Genomic DNA, 14719 nt, shown 5'->3' on the forward strand with positions numbered 1-14719 from the left:
ATGAAGAAGAAAGTATGGATTTCGATTTCTGTAGTAGCAGTATTAGCTCTGATAATAGGATTTAACGTATACAGAACGTCAGCTAGTAAATCAGCTGAGGTTGAAACAGGAACATTAGAAAGTGAAAACATTAATACGACGGTCATGACTCCTGGGACATTGACCCTCGCAAATGAAAGTCTTTTGTTTGAAGACCCATCGAAAGGTGAACTAACGACGGTCCATGTAGAAGAGGGAGACGCTGTTAAGAAGGGTGATAACGTATTAACGTACGAGAATCCTGATCTAAAGATGGAGAAAGAGCAGAACGATATTAACATCGAATCGCTCTACCTTCGCATTAATTCACTAGACAAACAAAAAACGAGATTACAAGAAAAAGAAGATGAACTAGCAGACGACGTAGGAAGAGAAGAAGCAGAAGAGACGATGGAAGCTGAGCTCGACCAAATACAAATGGATATTCGCATGGCAAATCTTGACCTTCGTCAAGCGTTGCTGCAGCGTGATCGTCTGAAAGAACGCATGTCTGAATTAACAGTGACGAGCGAAATCGATGGTGTCGTGATTGAAGTGAACGAAAGTAGCTCGCCAACGACTCAGGGTGAGAAGCCGCTCATTCGACTCGGGAGTATGAACGATCTTGTTGTAAAAGGCAAGCTTTCTGAATATGACACGTTGAGCGTGGATGATGGCCAGAGTGTAACACTTACGTCAGATGCGGTTCCAGATCAGGAATGGAAAGGAAAAGTTTCTGAAGTCGCTTATTTACCGGAAACCACTGCAACAGAGAGCGGATCTTCTGCTGTTCAGTTCCCTGTCACGGTTACGATCGATGATGGGCAAAAGCTTAACCTTAAACCGGGCTTTCAAATGATTGTAGAGATCGAAACTGAATCACATCAAGCGATGACGCTGCCGTTTAGTTCAGTCCTTCAGGACGGTGATGATCAGTATGTCTACGCTGTTGAAGGTGGAAAAGCTGTTCGAAAAGACATCAAAACAGGTTCTTCTACCGCTGAACGAATCGAAGTAACAAGCGGTGTTACGAAGGATGATCAGGTTGTCATCGACCCTCCTGGTAAACTTAAGGATGGGATGGATGTGAGTGTTAAATGATCCAACTAGAAAAAATCGTCAAAAGCTACGCGCTAGGTAAAGAAACGGTCGAAGTATTAAAAGGGATTTCCGTTGATATTGAGAAAGGTGAGTTCGTTGCGATCATGGGGCCGTCTGGTTCAGGAAAATCAACGTTGATGAATATCATCGGCTGCCTAGACCGTCCGACGGCAGGATCCTATTATTTAGAAGGAGAAGATGTTTCGAAACACTCAGATCCTGAACTTGCGAAGGTCCGTAATAAATCGATCGGATTCGTTTTTCAGCAGTTTCAGCTTCTGCCTAGGTTGACCGCTTTAAAGAATGTTGAACTTCCAATGGTCTATGCAGGGGCTTCGAAGAAAGAGCGAGAAGAACGTGCTAGTGATTCATTGACACGCGTCGGCCTTAGAGATCGAATGGGGCATCTTCCAAACGAGTTATCCGGTGGGCAGAAGCAGCGTGTCGCGATTGCAAGAGCGCTTGTTAATGATCCATCTCTCATTCTTGCGGATGAGCCTACAGGTGCCCTCGATACGGCTACGAGTGTCGCGATCATGGAACTTTTCGTTGAACTGAACAAGGAAGGTACAACGATCATCGTCGTAACACATGAACCAGAAGTAGCGGCGTATGCGAATCGTGTGATTTACGTTCGAGATGGTTTGCTCGGAAAACAGCCTACGACTGGAGGTTTCCCTTCATGAGTCTCTTAGAAAATATTAAGATGGCTCTGATGTCCGTTAAGGCTCACAAAATGCGATCGATTTTGACGATGCTCGGCATCATCATCGGTGTAGCCGCTGTCATCGTCGTGGTTGCGATAGGTCAGGGTGGCGAAGCGATGCTAAAGTCTCAAATTGCTGGAGATGGAAATACGATCGAAGTCTTTTATCAGCCATCAGAAGAAGAGATGCAGCGTGGCGACTGGGAGCAGAACCCATTTACTAACGATGATATCAGAGAGCTTGAAAAGATTGAAAAAGTAACGAAGGTCGTAGCATCGACTTCAGAATACTCCACTGTTCGGCTCCGAGAAGAATCGACCGATACATCGATCATCGGCATCAACCAGGCGTACATGGACGTCAACAAGCTTGATATTGCAGAAGGTCGTGGGTTTACTTCCGCTGATTTCCTTGGCGGGAGAAGAGTGACGGTAGTTAGTGCTGCCATGAAGGAAGAGCTTTTTGAAGGAAAATCACCAATCGGAGAAATCATTCGAGTAGGCGTTCAGCCCGTCGAAATCATCGGTGTACTTGAAAAGCCTACTGGGTTGTTTGCATTTGGATCTGTCGACACGTATCTCCCATGGTCTGCAATGCGGAACATGTTTGGAACGAATAATTATAGTCAGGTAACGTTACAAGTAGGAGATACAGATGACCTTAAGCCGACAGGAGAGCAGGCGACAGAAGTTTTGAATCGCTTGCATGATACTGAGGATTCCTATCAAGTGATGAACATGGAGGAAATCGCTGCAGGTATCGGTCAGGTCACGACGATCATGACAACGATCATCGGTAGTATTGCAGGTATCTCGCTGCTCGTTGGAGGAATCGGAGTCATGAATATTATGCTCGTTTCCGTTACGGAGCGAACAAGAGAAATCGGAATAAGAAAATCACTCGGCGCAACGAGACAGCAGATTCTGCTTCAGTTTCTCGTGGAGTCGATCATCTTGACGTTGATCGGTGGCACGATCGGCATCTTGCTTGGTGCAGGTACGGCATACCTCGTATCGTTTTTTGCGAACTGGCCATCACTCATTTCATGGCAAGTTGTCGTAGGAGCCCTCGTGTTTTCGATGCTTATCGGTATCGTCTTTGGCATCTTACCAGCAAACAAAGCGTCACGACTCGATCCGATCGATTCGTTACGTTATGAGTAGAGGTAATGAAAGAGGAAGAGCAAATCGCTCTTCCTCTTTTTATTTCGTTACTTTTCTCTTTTTGGACAATACAGCTTTAATTTGCGTATAGGTGATTTCTTCTGGCAGTGCTTCTTTCAATGGCTTGAGTTTCTCTACTCCAATTCGATCTATTTCATTCAAGATGAGCTCTTCCGTTTCAGGAGCTACTAATCGATCGATTTCCAACAATCCTTCTTCGATTGCTTTTAAAAGGTGACCTTCGACGGTTGATTCACTTAGTCCTCTTGAAGCAGCGATCATCGGAATCTCTTCTCCATCTTGAAACAGTTCGAACGTTGTGAGGTGGCTGGGCTTTTCATCTTGATGACGAGAAGAGAGAGAGTCTAATAGGTCAAGAAATGCTTTTCCGTATTTTTCATACTTCATTTCTCCAACACCTTTGACCTTTAGCATCTCGTCACGTGATGTAGGGAGCACCTCGGATAATTCTCTTAACGTACTATCAGCAAAAACGACATACGGTGGAACGCCGTCTCGGTCAGCAATTTGCTTCCTGAGCGTTCTGAGTTTTTCAAACAGTTCATCGTTTCCTTCGATCGCTTCAGGCGTTCTCGATACTTTCTTATGGATAGCGATTTGTCCTTTAAGCACGGGCAAGGTTTTCTCTTGGAGAATGAGTGTAGGGTATTTACTATCTGTTAACGTGATGAATTGCTCAGCCGTGAGAAAATCAATCATATCGATGATGTCCTGTTGCGTTCGACGTGCAAGGAGACCGAACGTCGTAACATGATCAAGCTGAAGTTCTTTTATTCGTTTTGATCTAGAGCCTTTTAGAATCTGTGCGATGATTGTTTTCCCGAACCGTTCGTTCACTCGCTTTATCGTAGAGAAGATCATTTGTGCTTCTTTCGTAATATCGACAGCTTCTCGCTCGTCAACACAGTTGCTGCATTTTCCACAGCGATAGTTCGGACGCTCATCACCGAAATAGTGTAGGATCGCGCCTTGCAGACATTTTTCAGTATGGCAGTAATCCACCATCGCTTTTAATTTTGCAAGATCCGCTGACTTTCTTACAGCGTCATGCTGGTTTTCTTGAATGAGGAATTTCTGAATATGAATGTCTCCTGGTGAAAATAAAAGAAAACAGTCACTTTCCTCCCCATCTCTTCCCGCACGTCCCGCTTCTTGATAATAAGACTCCATGTTCTTAGGAAGGTTATGGTGTATGACAAATCGCACGTTGGATTTATCGATTCCCATACCAAAGGCGTTCGTAGCAACCATTACCACAATATCATCGAATAAAAATGCTTCTTGAGCGGCCTTTCGCTCGGTTTCTGATAATCCAGCGTGATATTTGCCAACCTTTATTCCAAGCTTCTCAAGTGAGGAATGCAGCTGATCTGCTTCCTTTCGAGTGGCCGTGTAGATGATGCCCGATTGAGAAGCATTTTGTTTCAAGTACGAGGTAATAAAGCTTTTTTTCTTTTCACCTTTTACCACCGAAAAATGAAGGTTCTCTCGCTCAAAACCCGAGATAAACGTCTGTTCTTCCTCGATGTTAAGGATGCGCTGAATGTCATGAACGACTTCTGGAGTAGCGGTTGCGGTTAACGCGATAATCGGCGGGCGGTCAGAGAAAGCGTCCATCATGTGGCTGATCTTCATATAGCTAGGGCGGAAATCATGTCCCCACTGAGAGATACAGTGCGCTTCATCAACTGCGATCAATGAAACCGACGTTCGATTCAACATTTGTTTGAAAGAAGGTGCTTCTAATCGTTCAGGTGCGATATAAAGAAGTTTTATCTCACCGTATTCTGCTTCTTGCATTGTCGCTCGTATTTCTGTTTCTGTTAGAGAACTGTTTATATAGGCAGCATCGATACCATAACCAGATAGGGCATCTACCTGGTCTTTCATCAAAGAAATCAACGGTGAAATTACAATCGTTAACCCATCGTTCATAAGAGCAGGGATTTGATAACAGATCGATTTACCTCCACCAGTTGGCATGATTCCTAAGGTATTTTGCTTTGTAAGAATACTTTTGATGATGTTCGTTTGACCGGATCGGAACTCATCATATCCAAAATAATGTTTCAGCTGACTTTTTGCTTGATCGAGCATGGTATCTTCCTTTCTGTCAGATCGGACAACTTTTATCTTATCGTACACCACAGTAGCTGTACAGGACACATAAATTCTAATTCAGATATGCAAACTAGTAGAAAATGTTAATGAGATGTTTCAAGTTGAAAAAAAGGGGAAAATGAGATGAGTGATTGGTTAGAAATCGTTGGAAGGTCATTTTTTACGCTGATCGTCTTATTTTTATTAACAAAATTTCTTGGTAAAAAGCAGCTCTCAAAACTGTCTTATTTTGAATACATCGTCGGTATCATTATCGGTGATATCGCAGGTACGTTGACGATGAGTAAAGAAGCGAATCTGTTCAATGGACTAACGAGTCTGTTTATTTGGGCAGGAGCATCTGTTGTGATCAGTATCATCTCCCTAAAAAACAAAAAGTTTCGAGATATCGTTGAAGGGAAAGCAACTGTGTTCATCAAGGATGGAAAGATTCTTGAGAAGAACTTAAGGAAGGAGCGCATCTCTACAGATGAACTATTAGAGATGTTACGTAAGAAAGATGTTTTTTCAGCAAGTGAAGTTGAGTTTGCATTACTAGAAGCAGACGGTGAGCTCAGCATCCTCTTGAAACGGGACTACCGTCCGGTACGACCGTCAGAATTATGGCTACACCTTCCTGAAGAAAAGGAGCCGAAGTCATTAATCATGGACGGAGACGTCATGACAGAAGTGCTTGCTAATATTGGAAAATCGGAAGAATGGTTACAAGCAAAACTTAAAGAGAAAGAAGTCAGCATAGAAGAGGTCTATTTAGCGCAATTGCACTCGGATGGAAGGCTGACACTTGATTATTTTGATGATGCTAAACCTGATACCTAGTAGTTGGAGGAATGAACGTGGCAAAGGTTACACGCTCGAAAGATGAGCTTATCTCCCTTTTATTAGAAAAGGGAATATACAAGATAAAGCATAAGCAATTATACGAATGTTCTACTACAGAATTATTTTATTACTACTTGTCGCTTACTAAAGAAACGCTTCAGGTATTAAATTCTAAGGTTAGTTCTTAACAGCTTCTCATTTAGAAGCTGTTTTTTATTTCAAAAATATGGTCGTAAATTGGAAGTTTGTGCGAATGAATGTATAGAGATTAAACACAGCAGGAGTTTTTGTCTAGTTTTGGCGAAAGGGTTCACAAGTCGAGTGAAAATTTGGATAATAGAGTTTGTACAAATTGAAGGAGGGACCTGGATTGTTGTATGTTGACTATGATGCTAGGGAAGTTTTGCTTGATTGGATAAAACGTAAACAGGAGGAAATGATTGAGATCGGGGTAAAAAAAGGAATATCGCATGAGGAAACGTTACAGTGTAGTCAAGAGTTAGATAGTTTGTTAACGTCTTATCAAAGATTTCAGTTTCAACAGAAAGAAGCAGTTCGATAGATATCGGTTCTTCTATTCATCAAGACGCGTTATACACAATCACTTTTACTTCTAGAGCTACGTCGCTCAACAACCTCCACGATAAGCTTATCATAACTATTCCATTGAATCTCTATCGATTTTTTTCATACGGTTTTTATTAGAAGGTGTCGTCCGTATGCACGAGTTGATAAGATCGTTACATACCATAAAATAAATTTTTATTAAAAATCTGTGATTCAATGTTTGAACAAATTGCTCAAAGATTATATACTAGGAAGGACGGGTTTTGAACTCATCGTATGTTGAAGTCAAAATCTCTTAAGTTATACCCTTCATTTAAACGTAAATGATGATTCGATCGATAAAGGAGGTCTACTAATGAAGCAAGGAATTCATCCTGAATACCAAAAAGTTGTTTTTCTAGATGTAAGTAGCGGATTTAAGTTTCTAACTGGTTCTACTCAAGGATCAAACGAAACAATCGAGTGGGAAGACGGTAACGAATATCCACTAATCAAAGTTGATATCAGTTCTGAGTCTCACCCGTTCTACACTGGTCAGCAGCGCTTTAACGATGCTGGTGGTCGTGTTGAGAAGTTCAAGAAGAAATACAACCGCTAAGCATGAAAACACCCCGTTCCCACGGGGTGTTTTTTTACTGTAGTGCTTTCCTCAGTTTCATGATCGCACGCTTTCGCCACGATTTTACCGCTTCAACCGTCACGCCTTCTTTCATTGCAATGTCGCTAACGGAAAGTTCTTCGGCAAGTGACAGTTCGATCCACTTCCGCTGATTCGACGTTAATAAAGAAAGGTAGTGGGACAATTCATACTCAGAGCGAACAGAAGTTTCGGCAGAAGGAAACTCAGTGATATCATCAGAACTAACGAATCGGGTAGATCGCGTTGCTTCTCTTCTTATCTCATCGATCAATGCCCCTCGTATTTTTACATAAGCAAATGATGAAAAACTGCCTTTTGATGCGTCATACCTAGTAGCGCACTCCCATAAAGCGATCATAGCCATCTGTTCATAGTACGCATAGTTTTTCGTAAGACGCAGTTTAGCAATCTGACTTTTTATGAGAGGCGTGTATTGCGTAACGAGCACTTCGAATTCATGATCTTCCACCTATACTTCTCCAGTGAGGGTGCACCCTTTTCAAATTCCGTCGGTAAGGCAACTTTAGTGTATTTCAATTTGATCTTCACCTTAGGAAACAGAATGTTTGATCGAGATAAAGGTCTCAAATGGCATGTTTCACCGAAGCAAATGAGGAATATTGAGGAAATGGAAGAGTTCAAATACGCCGTTTGTGTCTATTTTAGAACAAAAAAAACGACCTTTTGGAAGATCGCTCAGAGTGTCCTATGCTTTTCTGTAGCAGAGCTGTGCTTTAACACCTTTTCCTTGAAGGTCACGTACGATTCGACGAAGTTCCTCTTTCGTTAATAGTTTTTCTTTTAGCATGTGGCACCTCCGGGAGAATGTATGATACAGGGCAAGAGCCATTGACTTCGGATTATCATGTCAAAATACTGTTTCCCTTTGCTTGCAATTACTAAACGTATCGATATGAAATAAACTCTCCACCTTATACTATTCCACTTTAAAAGGCTAATACCTTTAAGAAATGGCACATTCTTCATGATAGTAAAGTGTATAAAATGAAAAAAGGGGGAATCAATGTACTAACAATAAATTCTAAAAAATGGGAGAAGAGATCATGAACAAAGTTGAACGAAGGTATGTAGATTTCTTCCAAGATCACATAGGAGAAATCGGTGAAAAGTGGATTGCAAGACTACATTTGCTTGTTAACGAAAATGAGGCGACTGATACGGGAGTCATCGATGATGCAGAGCTTAAAAGAGAAATCGAAGCGTTTTGCTCAGATTTTGTGCGTCAAATGATTTTCCTCGAATCAAATGAACGTGATGTTATGCAGTGGGCGAGTCGGATCGTAGAAATATTTGTGAACCATACGTTTTCCTTGCAACAATCTGTCGCGAGTCTTACGTATTTAAGACAGATTCTATGGGATATTATGGTTGAGTTTAGTCAAGAAACAACAGAAAACATTCAAGCGAGCCAACTGGCTGAATGGGGCAGCTTCATGAACAAGTCCTTTGACCTTCTTCTTCATAAAGTAACGGTTTATACGAATCAGCTTAATGAAGAGAGAATGAATGCACAGGATACGAAAATTTCAGAATTGAGCGTTCCGATTATTCCACTATCAAAAAACGTTGGGGTCCTCCCATTGATTGGGACGATCGATACGTACCGTGCGTCTCTCATTCAACGAAGAGGAATTGAGAAAAGTGCTGAGCTTGGTCTTTCTCACTTAGTAATCGACTTATCCGGCGTCCCAATTATGGACACGATGGTCGCGAATGAAATCTTTCAGCTGATTAAGATACTAGAGCTATCAGGTATCGATGCAACGGTCACAGGAATTCGACCAGAGATTGCACAGACAACAGTGAGCTTGGGGCTGGATTTTGATCGCGTTAAAACATACGCCCATTTGCACCAAGCCATACATGAAATTTTATAATGAAAAGGTAAGATACCCACTTAGGTGTTCGTAGTTACCGTGCTTTAATAGGAAAATGGCTAAGATGTATTTATGATAGCGCTTAAGGGTCGATTTATTAAATAAATAGTGCTGCACAAGCTCTCGGTATGGGAGCTTTCGTGTTTGGATGACACGGTCTGAAAGCTTAGGAAGTTCGATCAGCTTGTATGCCACACCTTTGCACCAGTTTCGTACAGATGGTTCTACTGGTGTGTGAACACTTAGCTGTTGAAAAGAAATTCGATATTGTTTCAAATGTTCCTGATAACGAATGATTTCGCTTTTGAATAAACCGTTTTCTTGCATCATACCCATCCCTCCTTACCACGTTTCATCAAAACTTGTACTATGCGAAGATTATAAGGCTAAGAGGTGAAAGAATCAATGGGTATAAAATGGGAAGTTAGCTCGTCCCATTTAGGTCTAAAGACCCGTTCTTTTTGGAGAACCTATGCTACTATAACGATGCAACGTGAGAAGTAATAAAAAGAAGAGGGAGTTTCCCTCTTCTTTTAGCACAGATTAATAAACGAAAGCAGCACCTACAATGATAAGCAGAATGAAAAGAACTACGATAAGCGCGAATCCTTGGCCATAGCCGTAACCCATTCTAGTCACCTCCTTTAACAAGCTTTTGTTGATCTGTAATAGTATTGTATGTAAGAAGTTATAAATGGTTTGGGCAATTAAGAATGAAAAAAGTCATCAAAAAACTGCCGAGGTTTTCTCTCGGCAGTTTCGTATTTCTATATAGGATTGTCGTTTACATCCATTTCTTTAATCCAGTTAAATCATGATAGATCGATGTAGGTGGAAGGCTCAGTTCTTCGACTGGCTGTTCTTTTCGGTTGATCCAGGCTGTGTGGAACCCGAAGTTCGCTGCACCAGAAATATCCCAACCATTTGAAGACATGAATAAAACGTCGTCCCTTTTAATCCCTAAAGAATCGATCACATGAGTGTATGATGCTGGGGTTGGCTTATACTGTTTGACGTCATCAGCGCTAATAATATGATCGATATATTCAGAAAGAGGCGACTGTTCTACGAGAGGGTCTAACATATCATGGGACCCATTGGAGAATATTGCAATCGTTGCGTTATGTGCTTTAAGCTCTTTTAATACTTCAGCTACTTCTTCGTATACATGAAGCTCTTTGTATGCATCCAATAACGCTTGTTCATTTTGATGCGTTAACTCCTGACCAGCTTCTGCAACGGCGTAGCGAAGCGCATCCCTCGTGACTTCAGAAAAAGGCCGATACTTTCCCATCATCTGTCTTAAATAACTGTATTCTAGCTGCTTTTTCCGCCATGTTTGGCTTATTGCCTCTCCATTGCTAGGGAAAAGCTCTTCACATTTCTCTATGACTGAGAATACATCAAATAACGTTCCATAAGCATCGAAAACGAATGCTTTGCTAGTATCCATAGATATCCTCCTAAACGTGTGATACGTTAAGTTCATCATAAACTGGTGTAAAAATGAAATCTAATGCTCAAAAATAGGCAGTTAGACGGTGGCATAGACTAGAAAATTATAGGAAAATCATGCTAGAATATACTGGGAATCTCATCAGGTTAGGATATTATGCATACTAGGAGGATCACATGGAGAAAGAATCTCAAACAAAATGGGTAAAAGAGTGGGCAAGTCCTTTATTATTTGCGGTCGCTCTAGCCTTTGTGTTGAAAATGTTTATCGTAGCACCCTATATCGTGGAAGGTGCTTCGATGGATCCAACCTTGCATGACGGTGATCGTCTATTAGTAAATAAATTGATTTCATATGTACAAGACGAACCTGCAAGAGGTGATATCGTCATTATAGAAGATCCTGAGAAAGACAAACACTATGTCAAACGAGTAATCGGCTTGCCTGGTGATACGGTAGAAATGAAGAATGATAGCCTCTTAGTGAACGGAAAAGAATTAGAGGAACCTTATCTTACGACGAACCGAAATAAAGCGGAAACGATGGGAATGCAGTTAACTGAAGATTTCGGACCTATCGAAATACCAGAAGGCCAATTGTTTGTCATGGGTGATAACCGGCTTAGAAGCATGGATAGTCGAAACGGTCTCGGTAAGATTGCAACGGATGATGTAGTAGGGCGAGCGGAAATGGTTTGGTATCCGTTCACTGACTTTAGATCAACAAATTGAGTGTTTAAGAGAGATGCTGTTACAGCTCTCTCTTTTTTGTTACGATTTTGAAATAGTTGAAAAGAATAGTTAATGGCTATTCATCTCCTATAATATGGAATAAATTCCAAGTGACGTTCGCTATAAAATGGGCGAGAAATGAACTGAACCCTTGATATTAAGGGTTTTTTTTCGTGTTTATGAGTTTAATAGTCTTTACCAGATATTTCAGTCGAAGGAATTTTTTACGGTCTTACATGCTCGTTTTCATATGGTACGTTCAATGTGCAAGACATTTTCACCAAAACAAGGAGGAATACCATTGAAGAAATCAATTTTGCTAAGTGTCACAGCGGCAGCAGCTCTGTTGGCAGCAAACCCAGCAACAAGTTCAGCGAGTACAGGAGCTGAACAAAACTCCAATATCGACGTGAAGACACAGTCTTATCAATTTGATAACATGAAGGATTTTCAGTCGTTCATCGAGCGATTCGAAAACCAATATAATATATCGATCCAGGATTCAATCAACTTTTCAAATGGAAAAGTAGAGCAAAAGCCTGCTCCGAAGCAGAATGAAGAAAAAGCTACACCGCAGGCACCGAGTGAGTCAGCTTCAAAGAATGAAGCTCAAAACAACAAATCTCAAAATAACGAATCAAAGCAAGGAAATGAGCTTTCTCAATTTGAACAAGAAGTAGTCGAGTTGACGAACGCTGAAAGACAGAAAGCTGGTTTGCCAGCACTAGAAGTTGATACTGAACTTAGTAAAGTAGCGCAAGCGAAGTCAGAAGATATGAAAGCGAACAACTATTTTGCGCATAACAGCCCAACTTACGGTTCTCCATTTGACATGATGGATCAGTTTGGCGTTGAGTATCGAACAGCAGGAGAGAACATTGCGAAAGGACAGCAAACTCCTGAAGAAGTTGTAAATGCTTGGATGAACAGTGAAGGACACCGTAAGAACATTATGAATGAAAGCTTTACTCATATCGGTGTAGGTTATGTTGAAGAAGGAAACATCTGGACACAACAATTTATCGGAAAATAACGATTTGCATAGAAGAGGCTGTTGAGACAATGTTCTCAACAGCCTTTTTTTATCTGTTATTAGTAGCTTGTTTCTTAACCACTTTCAGCCCTTCACGCTTACTTAGTGGAGCGAGTTGATGCTGTTCAATAAACTGCTCGACAGCATCAGGGTCTGTCTTTGAATATTCTCTCAACGCCCATCCGATCGCTTTCTGTAGAAAAAACTCTTTTGATTCAGCGTGAATTAAACAGTAGTCTTTTAAAAGTTCAAAATCTGTTTTCTCCTTATACTTTAATTGAAAAAGGATAGCTGTTCGATTCAGCCACATGTTTTCATGATGAATCCATTTTCCTGTAAGCTCTTCTGTCCGTTTTGGGTATTGCATGAAATATGTACCGGCTGTGTTGGAAGCAAGTCCATCGACCGTATCCCACCATGATTTTGTCGTAACAAGAAATTCGATCAGTTCATCGTCATCTACCTCGAGCTGTTTTTTACGAGCAAGTAGTTCTTGAGCTACGTATTGGTATTCTCGTTCTTCTGCATGCCATAGTTCCTTTACGATCGGAATGATCTCTTCTTTAGCAGGTGCGCCATATTCTTTTAAGACAGATCGATAAGCCTGTTTTCTTTCAGGAGTTTTAACACCTAGAAAAGGAAAGAGGTTCCGCATGTATTTCTCCATTTTCTCTGCATTTTCACGATTTCTAAGCGGTTCGAAAGTGGAATAAATATGTTCTGCCGTAAGCATCTTCATCACCCTCCTAATGTCTATCATACAGGAAATAGGAAGGGGAATCTTTGTTGCAAGAGAAAATGTTTACGGAACGAGCCTTCTACAAATACGAAAGAGGCGCGTCTCTCGACGCGCCTCTTTCTAGCTTTAAGAATAAGGAGGTTTTTCCGGGGGGAAAGGGATGCACTTACTTCTCCTATCAACACCAGTTCCTTTCCGGGTTGAGAGAAAGGTTAACTGGATTGATATCAGTATAGCAGGGGAGGGAAGAGGATTTGGTCTTTATGTGTTATTTTCGATAACCATTACAAAATCTTCGATAATGTTACAAACATGATTCATGGTAATAAAAAAGAGGCTAGGACAAAACCAACATACATGAAGGAAATCGCGAATGTAGAATGGTAAAGAGTAAGACTTAGCGTAGCCAACATACGTAGGTAGACTCCTGCGGGAACAGCACGAGTCCGAAGGCCCTGCAGGAAAGCGTTTTTTGCTTTCTGAGGAGACTGAGGCCGTGCTCGCGGAAAGCGAAGTATGTTGGCGAAGCGGCGGTTTCCTATCTGTAAATTACAAAAGACCCGATCTAATTCAAATGAATTGATCGGGTCTTTCTCATGGTTATATGCTTATGTCCCAGCCTCTTTCAATTACTGTGGTACAAGCTCAAATTCTTTTGCCATCGCTTTATACTTACTTGAAATACTAGATGCTGACGTTTCATATTTTTTAGCAAGTGCGCTTTGGCTTACTGAAATGCCGTATTGTTTCGCTGCTAAATACTCGAGTGCAGCTGCGAAAATCGCAGGCTTTCTAATAGAAGGAGATTCTGTTTCACTGTATCTCATCCAGAATGAGAGAATTTCATCTCGCTGATCAGTACTTATTTCATCGCTTAGCTTAGTAAAGAGGGATGCCACTTCCTGATCTTCTTCTCGTTCCCATTGAAGCTCTGTTTTTTCGTTCTCTTTGCTACCGCTTTTCAGTTTTACAATGTCGCTCAAAACTTCAGGGAATGCAGTATGCATGAGCGTGCGGATCGTTTGCTGATCTTGCTCAAGTTTCGTGATGATCGTCTTCATCGCTTCGTTTGAAATCTTAAGTAGCTCGATGAATGGCATTGCTCCGCCTTTTACAGGTAGCATGATACCTGCTACGATTTCTCCTCTTGTAAGATCTGCGCCATCTGGAAGTAAGATACTAAATGGCTGTGAAGCACTGTATTCTTTTACCACTGCCGTGTTACCTGTTGTTTCTTCAACTAGATAGACAGACATGTAAGCATCGCGCCAATCTTGAACAGCTTCTCTAACTGTATCAGTTGAAAACGTGCTAGCGTAGCGCTGAATGTATTCTTTTACGATCGTTTTATTCCACTGATTAACAGATTGATGGAAGATCGCCCATGGGAAAATGCCGTGCATGTACGTTTCTTCTAACTCTTTTGGTATGTTATAGCGAATGAATAGTTCATTTGCAAGTGTGACCATCTTATAATCATGTTCGCTCATCGCGTATTCAACAAGCTGTGCTTGAATCGTGTAGAGCTCCTGTGTGTAGAGCTGTTCTTCGATTTGACCTTGTGCTGCTTCTGATCCCATACAGCACTTTTTATATTTTTTTCCGCTTCCACAAGGACACGGATCATTACGTTTGATTTTATCCAATGTTGCTTCCTCCTTCAGGTGAACCTTATTCGAACATAAGAGACGAAAGATATTTT

17 protein-coding genes are annotated in these 14719 nt (G+C 41.3%); 10 read left to right on the forward strand and 7 right to left on the reverse strand.

Annotated elements, in window-relative coordinates; translation table 11 throughout:
* Genes PFZ69_RS12870 through PFZ69_RS12880 form a run of 3 tightly spaced genes read left to right on the forward strand, consistent with a single transcriptional unit; the run spans nt 1 to nt 2989 of the window.
* Nucleotides 1–1119: an efflux RND transporter periplasmic adaptor subunit gene (locus tag PFZ69_RS12870; protein ID WP_270181483.1), complete on the forward strand. Its 1119-nt coding sequence runs from the start codon at nt 1–3 to the stop codon at nt 1117–1119.
* The gene (locus PFZ69_RS12875; protein WP_270181484.1) at nt 1116–1805 is read left to right on the forward strand and encodes an ABC transporter ATP-binding protein; all 690 of its coding nucleotides are present in this window, start codon (nt 1116–1118) and stop codon (nt 1803–1805) included. The genes PFZ69_RS12870 and PFZ69_RS12875 overlap by 4 nt, the downstream gene beginning before the upstream one ends.
* Nucleotides 1802–2989 (forward strand): ABC transporter permease, encoded by a 1188-nt coding sequence (locus tag PFZ69_RS12880; protein ID WP_270181485.1) that lies wholly within the window; start codon nt 1802–1804, stop codon nt 2987–2989. Before PFZ69_RS12875 ends, PFZ69_RS12880 begins: the two co-directional genes overlap by 4 nt.
* Nucleotides 2990–3028: 39 nt before the next feature.
* Here PFZ69_RS12880 and recQ read toward each other — a convergent pair whose 3' ends face one another.
* Nucleotides 3029–5107, reverse strand: a complete 2079-nt coding sequence (gene recQ, locus PFZ69_RS12885) for a DNA helicase RecQ (RefSeq protein ID WP_270181486.1) — start codon at nt 5105–5107, stop codon at nt 3029–3031.
* A gap of 147 nt (nt 5108–5254) precedes the next feature.
* On the opposite strand from recQ, the gene PFZ69_RS12890 reads away from it, so the two are divergent.
* The 4 genes from PFZ69_RS12890 to PFZ69_RS12900 all read left to right on the forward strand — a co-directional run bounded on the left by PFZ69_RS12890 (nt 5255) and on the right by PFZ69_RS12900 (nt 7118).
* Nucleotides 5255–5950 (forward strand): DUF421 domain-containing protein, encoded by a 696-nt coding sequence (locus PFZ69_RS12890; protein ID WP_270181487.1) that lies wholly within the window; start codon nt 5255–5257, stop codon nt 5948–5950.
* A gap of 11 nt (nt 5951–5961) precedes the next feature.
* On the forward strand, nt 5962–6141 hold the full coding sequence (fbpA, locus tag PFZ69_RS21035; RefSeq protein WP_442865157.1) for a Fur-regulated basic protein FbpA: 180 nt from the start codon (nt 5962–5964) through the stop codon (nt 6139–6141).
* A gap of 182 nt (nt 6142–6323) precedes the next feature.
* The gene (locus PFZ69_RS12895; RefSeq protein WP_270181488.1) at nt 6324–6515 is read left to right on the forward strand and encodes an aspartyl-phosphate phosphatase Spo0E family protein; all 192 of its coding nucleotides are present in this window, start codon (nt 6324–6326) and stop codon (nt 6513–6515) included.
* Between the two features lie 360 nt (nt 6516–6875).
* On the forward strand, nt 6876–7118 hold the full coding sequence (locus tag PFZ69_RS12900; RefSeq protein ID WP_270181489.1) for a type B 50S ribosomal protein L31: 243 nt from the start codon (nt 6876–6878) through the stop codon (nt 7116–7118).
* A 34-nt stretch (nt 7119–7152) separates the two neighbouring features.
* Here PFZ69_RS12900 and PFZ69_RS12905 read toward each other — a convergent pair whose 3' ends face one another.
* On the reverse strand, nt 7153–7629 hold the full coding sequence (locus PFZ69_RS12905) for a sigma-70 family RNA polymerase sigma factor (RefSeq protein ID WP_270181490.1): 477 nt from the start codon (nt 7627–7629) through the stop codon (nt 7153–7155).
* A gap of 595 nt (nt 7630–8224) precedes the next feature.
* Here PFZ69_RS12905 and PFZ69_RS12910 point away from each other — a divergent pair.
* Entirely contained in the window at nt 8225–9058 is an 834-nt protein-coding gene (locus tag PFZ69_RS12910) for an STAS domain-containing protein (RefSeq protein WP_270181491.1), read from the forward strand.
* Here PFZ69_RS12910 and PFZ69_RS12915 read toward each other — a convergent pair.
* From PFZ69_RS12915 to PFZ69_RS12925, 3 genes are all read right to left on the reverse strand, one after another.
* The gene (locus PFZ69_RS12915) at nt 9053–9388 is read right to left on the reverse strand and encodes a hypothetical protein (protein WP_270181492.1); all 336 of its coding nucleotides are present in this window, start codon (nt 9386–9388) and stop codon (nt 9053–9055) included. The two genes, PFZ69_RS12910 and PFZ69_RS12915, sit on opposite strands and share 6 nt — an antisense overlap.
* A gap of 213 nt (nt 9389–9601) precedes the next feature.
* Nucleotides 9602–9688: a YjcZ family sporulation protein gene (locus PFZ69_RS12920; protein WP_224882924.1), complete on the reverse strand. Its 87-nt coding sequence runs from the start codon at nt 9686–9688 to the stop codon at nt 9602–9604.
* Between the two features lie 154 nt (nt 9689–9842).
* Entirely contained in the window at nt 9843–10511 is a 669-nt protein-coding gene (locus tag PFZ69_RS12925; RefSeq protein WP_270181493.1) for a haloacid dehalogenase type II, read from the reverse strand.
* Between the two features lie 179 nt (nt 10512–10690).
* On the opposite strand from PFZ69_RS12925, the gene lepB reads away from it, so the two are divergent.
* Both lepB and PFZ69_RS12935 read left to right on the forward strand, forming a co-directional pair.
* Entirely contained in the window at nt 10691–11245 is a 555-nt protein-coding gene (gene lepB / locus PFZ69_RS12930; RefSeq protein ID WP_270181494.1) for a signal peptidase I, read from the forward strand.
* Nucleotides 11246–11546: 301 nt separating this feature from the next.
* On the forward strand, nt 11547–12278 hold the full coding sequence (locus tag PFZ69_RS12935; RefSeq protein ID WP_270181495.1) for a CAP domain-containing protein: 732 nt from the start codon (nt 11547–11549) through the stop codon (nt 12276–12278).
* A gap of 49 nt (nt 12279–12327) precedes the next feature.
* Here PFZ69_RS12935 and PFZ69_RS12940 read toward each other — a convergent pair whose 3' ends face one another.
* Complete coding sequence (locus PFZ69_RS12940) at nt 12328–13011, reverse strand: DNA alkylation repair protein (RefSeq protein ID WP_270181496.1); 684 nt, start codon at nt 13009–13011, stop codon at nt 12328–12330.
* 635 nt (nt 13012–13646) lie between these two features.
* Entirely contained in the window at nt 13647–14663 is a 1017-nt protein-coding gene (locus PFZ69_RS12945; protein WP_270181497.1) for a YecA family protein, read from the reverse strand.
* Between the last annotated feature and the right edge of the window lie 56 nt (nt 14664–14719).

This window comes from Alkalihalobacillus sp. CinArs1 (assembly GCF_947387515.1).
GTDB lineage: Bacteria > Bacillota > Bacilli > Bacillales > Guptibacillaceae > Guptibacillus.

What these genes read in the sequence shown, in the direction of transcription:
- PFZ69_RS12870 (WP_270181483.1), top strand. Translation starts at nt 1, where the DNA reads ATGAAGAAGAAAGTATGGATTTCGATTTCTGTAGTAGCAGTATTAGCT.
- PFZ69_RS12875 (WP_270181484.1), top strand. Translation starts at nt 1,116, where the DNA reads ATGATCCAACTAGAAAAAATCGTCAAAAGCTACGCGCTAGGTAAAGAA.
- PFZ69_RS12880 (WP_270181485.1), top strand. Translation starts at nt 1,802, where the DNA reads ATGAGTCTCTTAGAAAATATTAAGATGGCTCTGATGTCCGTTAAGGCT.
- recQ (WP_270181486.1), bottom strand. Translation starts at nt 5,107, where the DNA reads ATGCTCGATCAAGCAAAAAGTCAGCTGAAACATTATTTTGGATATGAT.
- PFZ69_RS12890 (WP_270181487.1), top strand. Translation starts at nt 5,255, where the DNA reads ATGAGTGATTGGTTAGAAATCGTTGGAAGGTCATTTTTTACGCTGATC.
- fbpA (WP_442865157.1), top strand. Translation starts at nt 5,962, where the DNA reads ATGAACGTGGCAAAGGTTACACGCTCGAAAGATGAGCTTATCTCCCTT.
- PFZ69_RS12900 (WP_270181489.1), top strand. Translation starts at nt 6,876, where the DNA reads ATGAAGCAAGGAATTCATCCTGAATACCAAAAAGTTGTTTTTCTAGAT.
- PFZ69_RS12910 (WP_270181491.1), top strand. Translation starts at nt 8,225, where the DNA reads ATGAACAAAGTTGAACGAAGGTATGTAGATTTCTTCCAAGATCACATA.
- PFZ69_RS12915 (WP_270181492.1), bottom strand. Translation starts at nt 9,388, where the DNA reads ATGATGCAAGAAAACGGTTTATTCAAAAGCGAAATCATTCGTTATCAG.
- PFZ69_RS12920 (WP_224882924.1), bottom strand. Translation starts at nt 9,688, where the DNA reads ATGGGTTACGGCTATGGCCAAGGATTCGCGCTTATCGTAGTTCTTTTC.
- PFZ69_RS12925 (WP_270181493.1), bottom strand. Translation starts at nt 10,511, where the DNA reads ATGGATACTAGCAAAGCATTCGTTTTCGATGCTTATGGAACGTTATTT.
- lepB (WP_270181494.1), top strand. Translation starts at nt 10,691, where the DNA reads ATGGAGAAAGAATCTCAAACAAAATGGGTAAAAGAGTGGGCAAGTCCT.
- PFZ69_RS12940 (WP_270181496.1), bottom strand. Translation starts at nt 13,011, where the DNA reads ATGCTTACGGCAGAACATATTTATTCCACTTTCGAACCGCTTAGAAAT.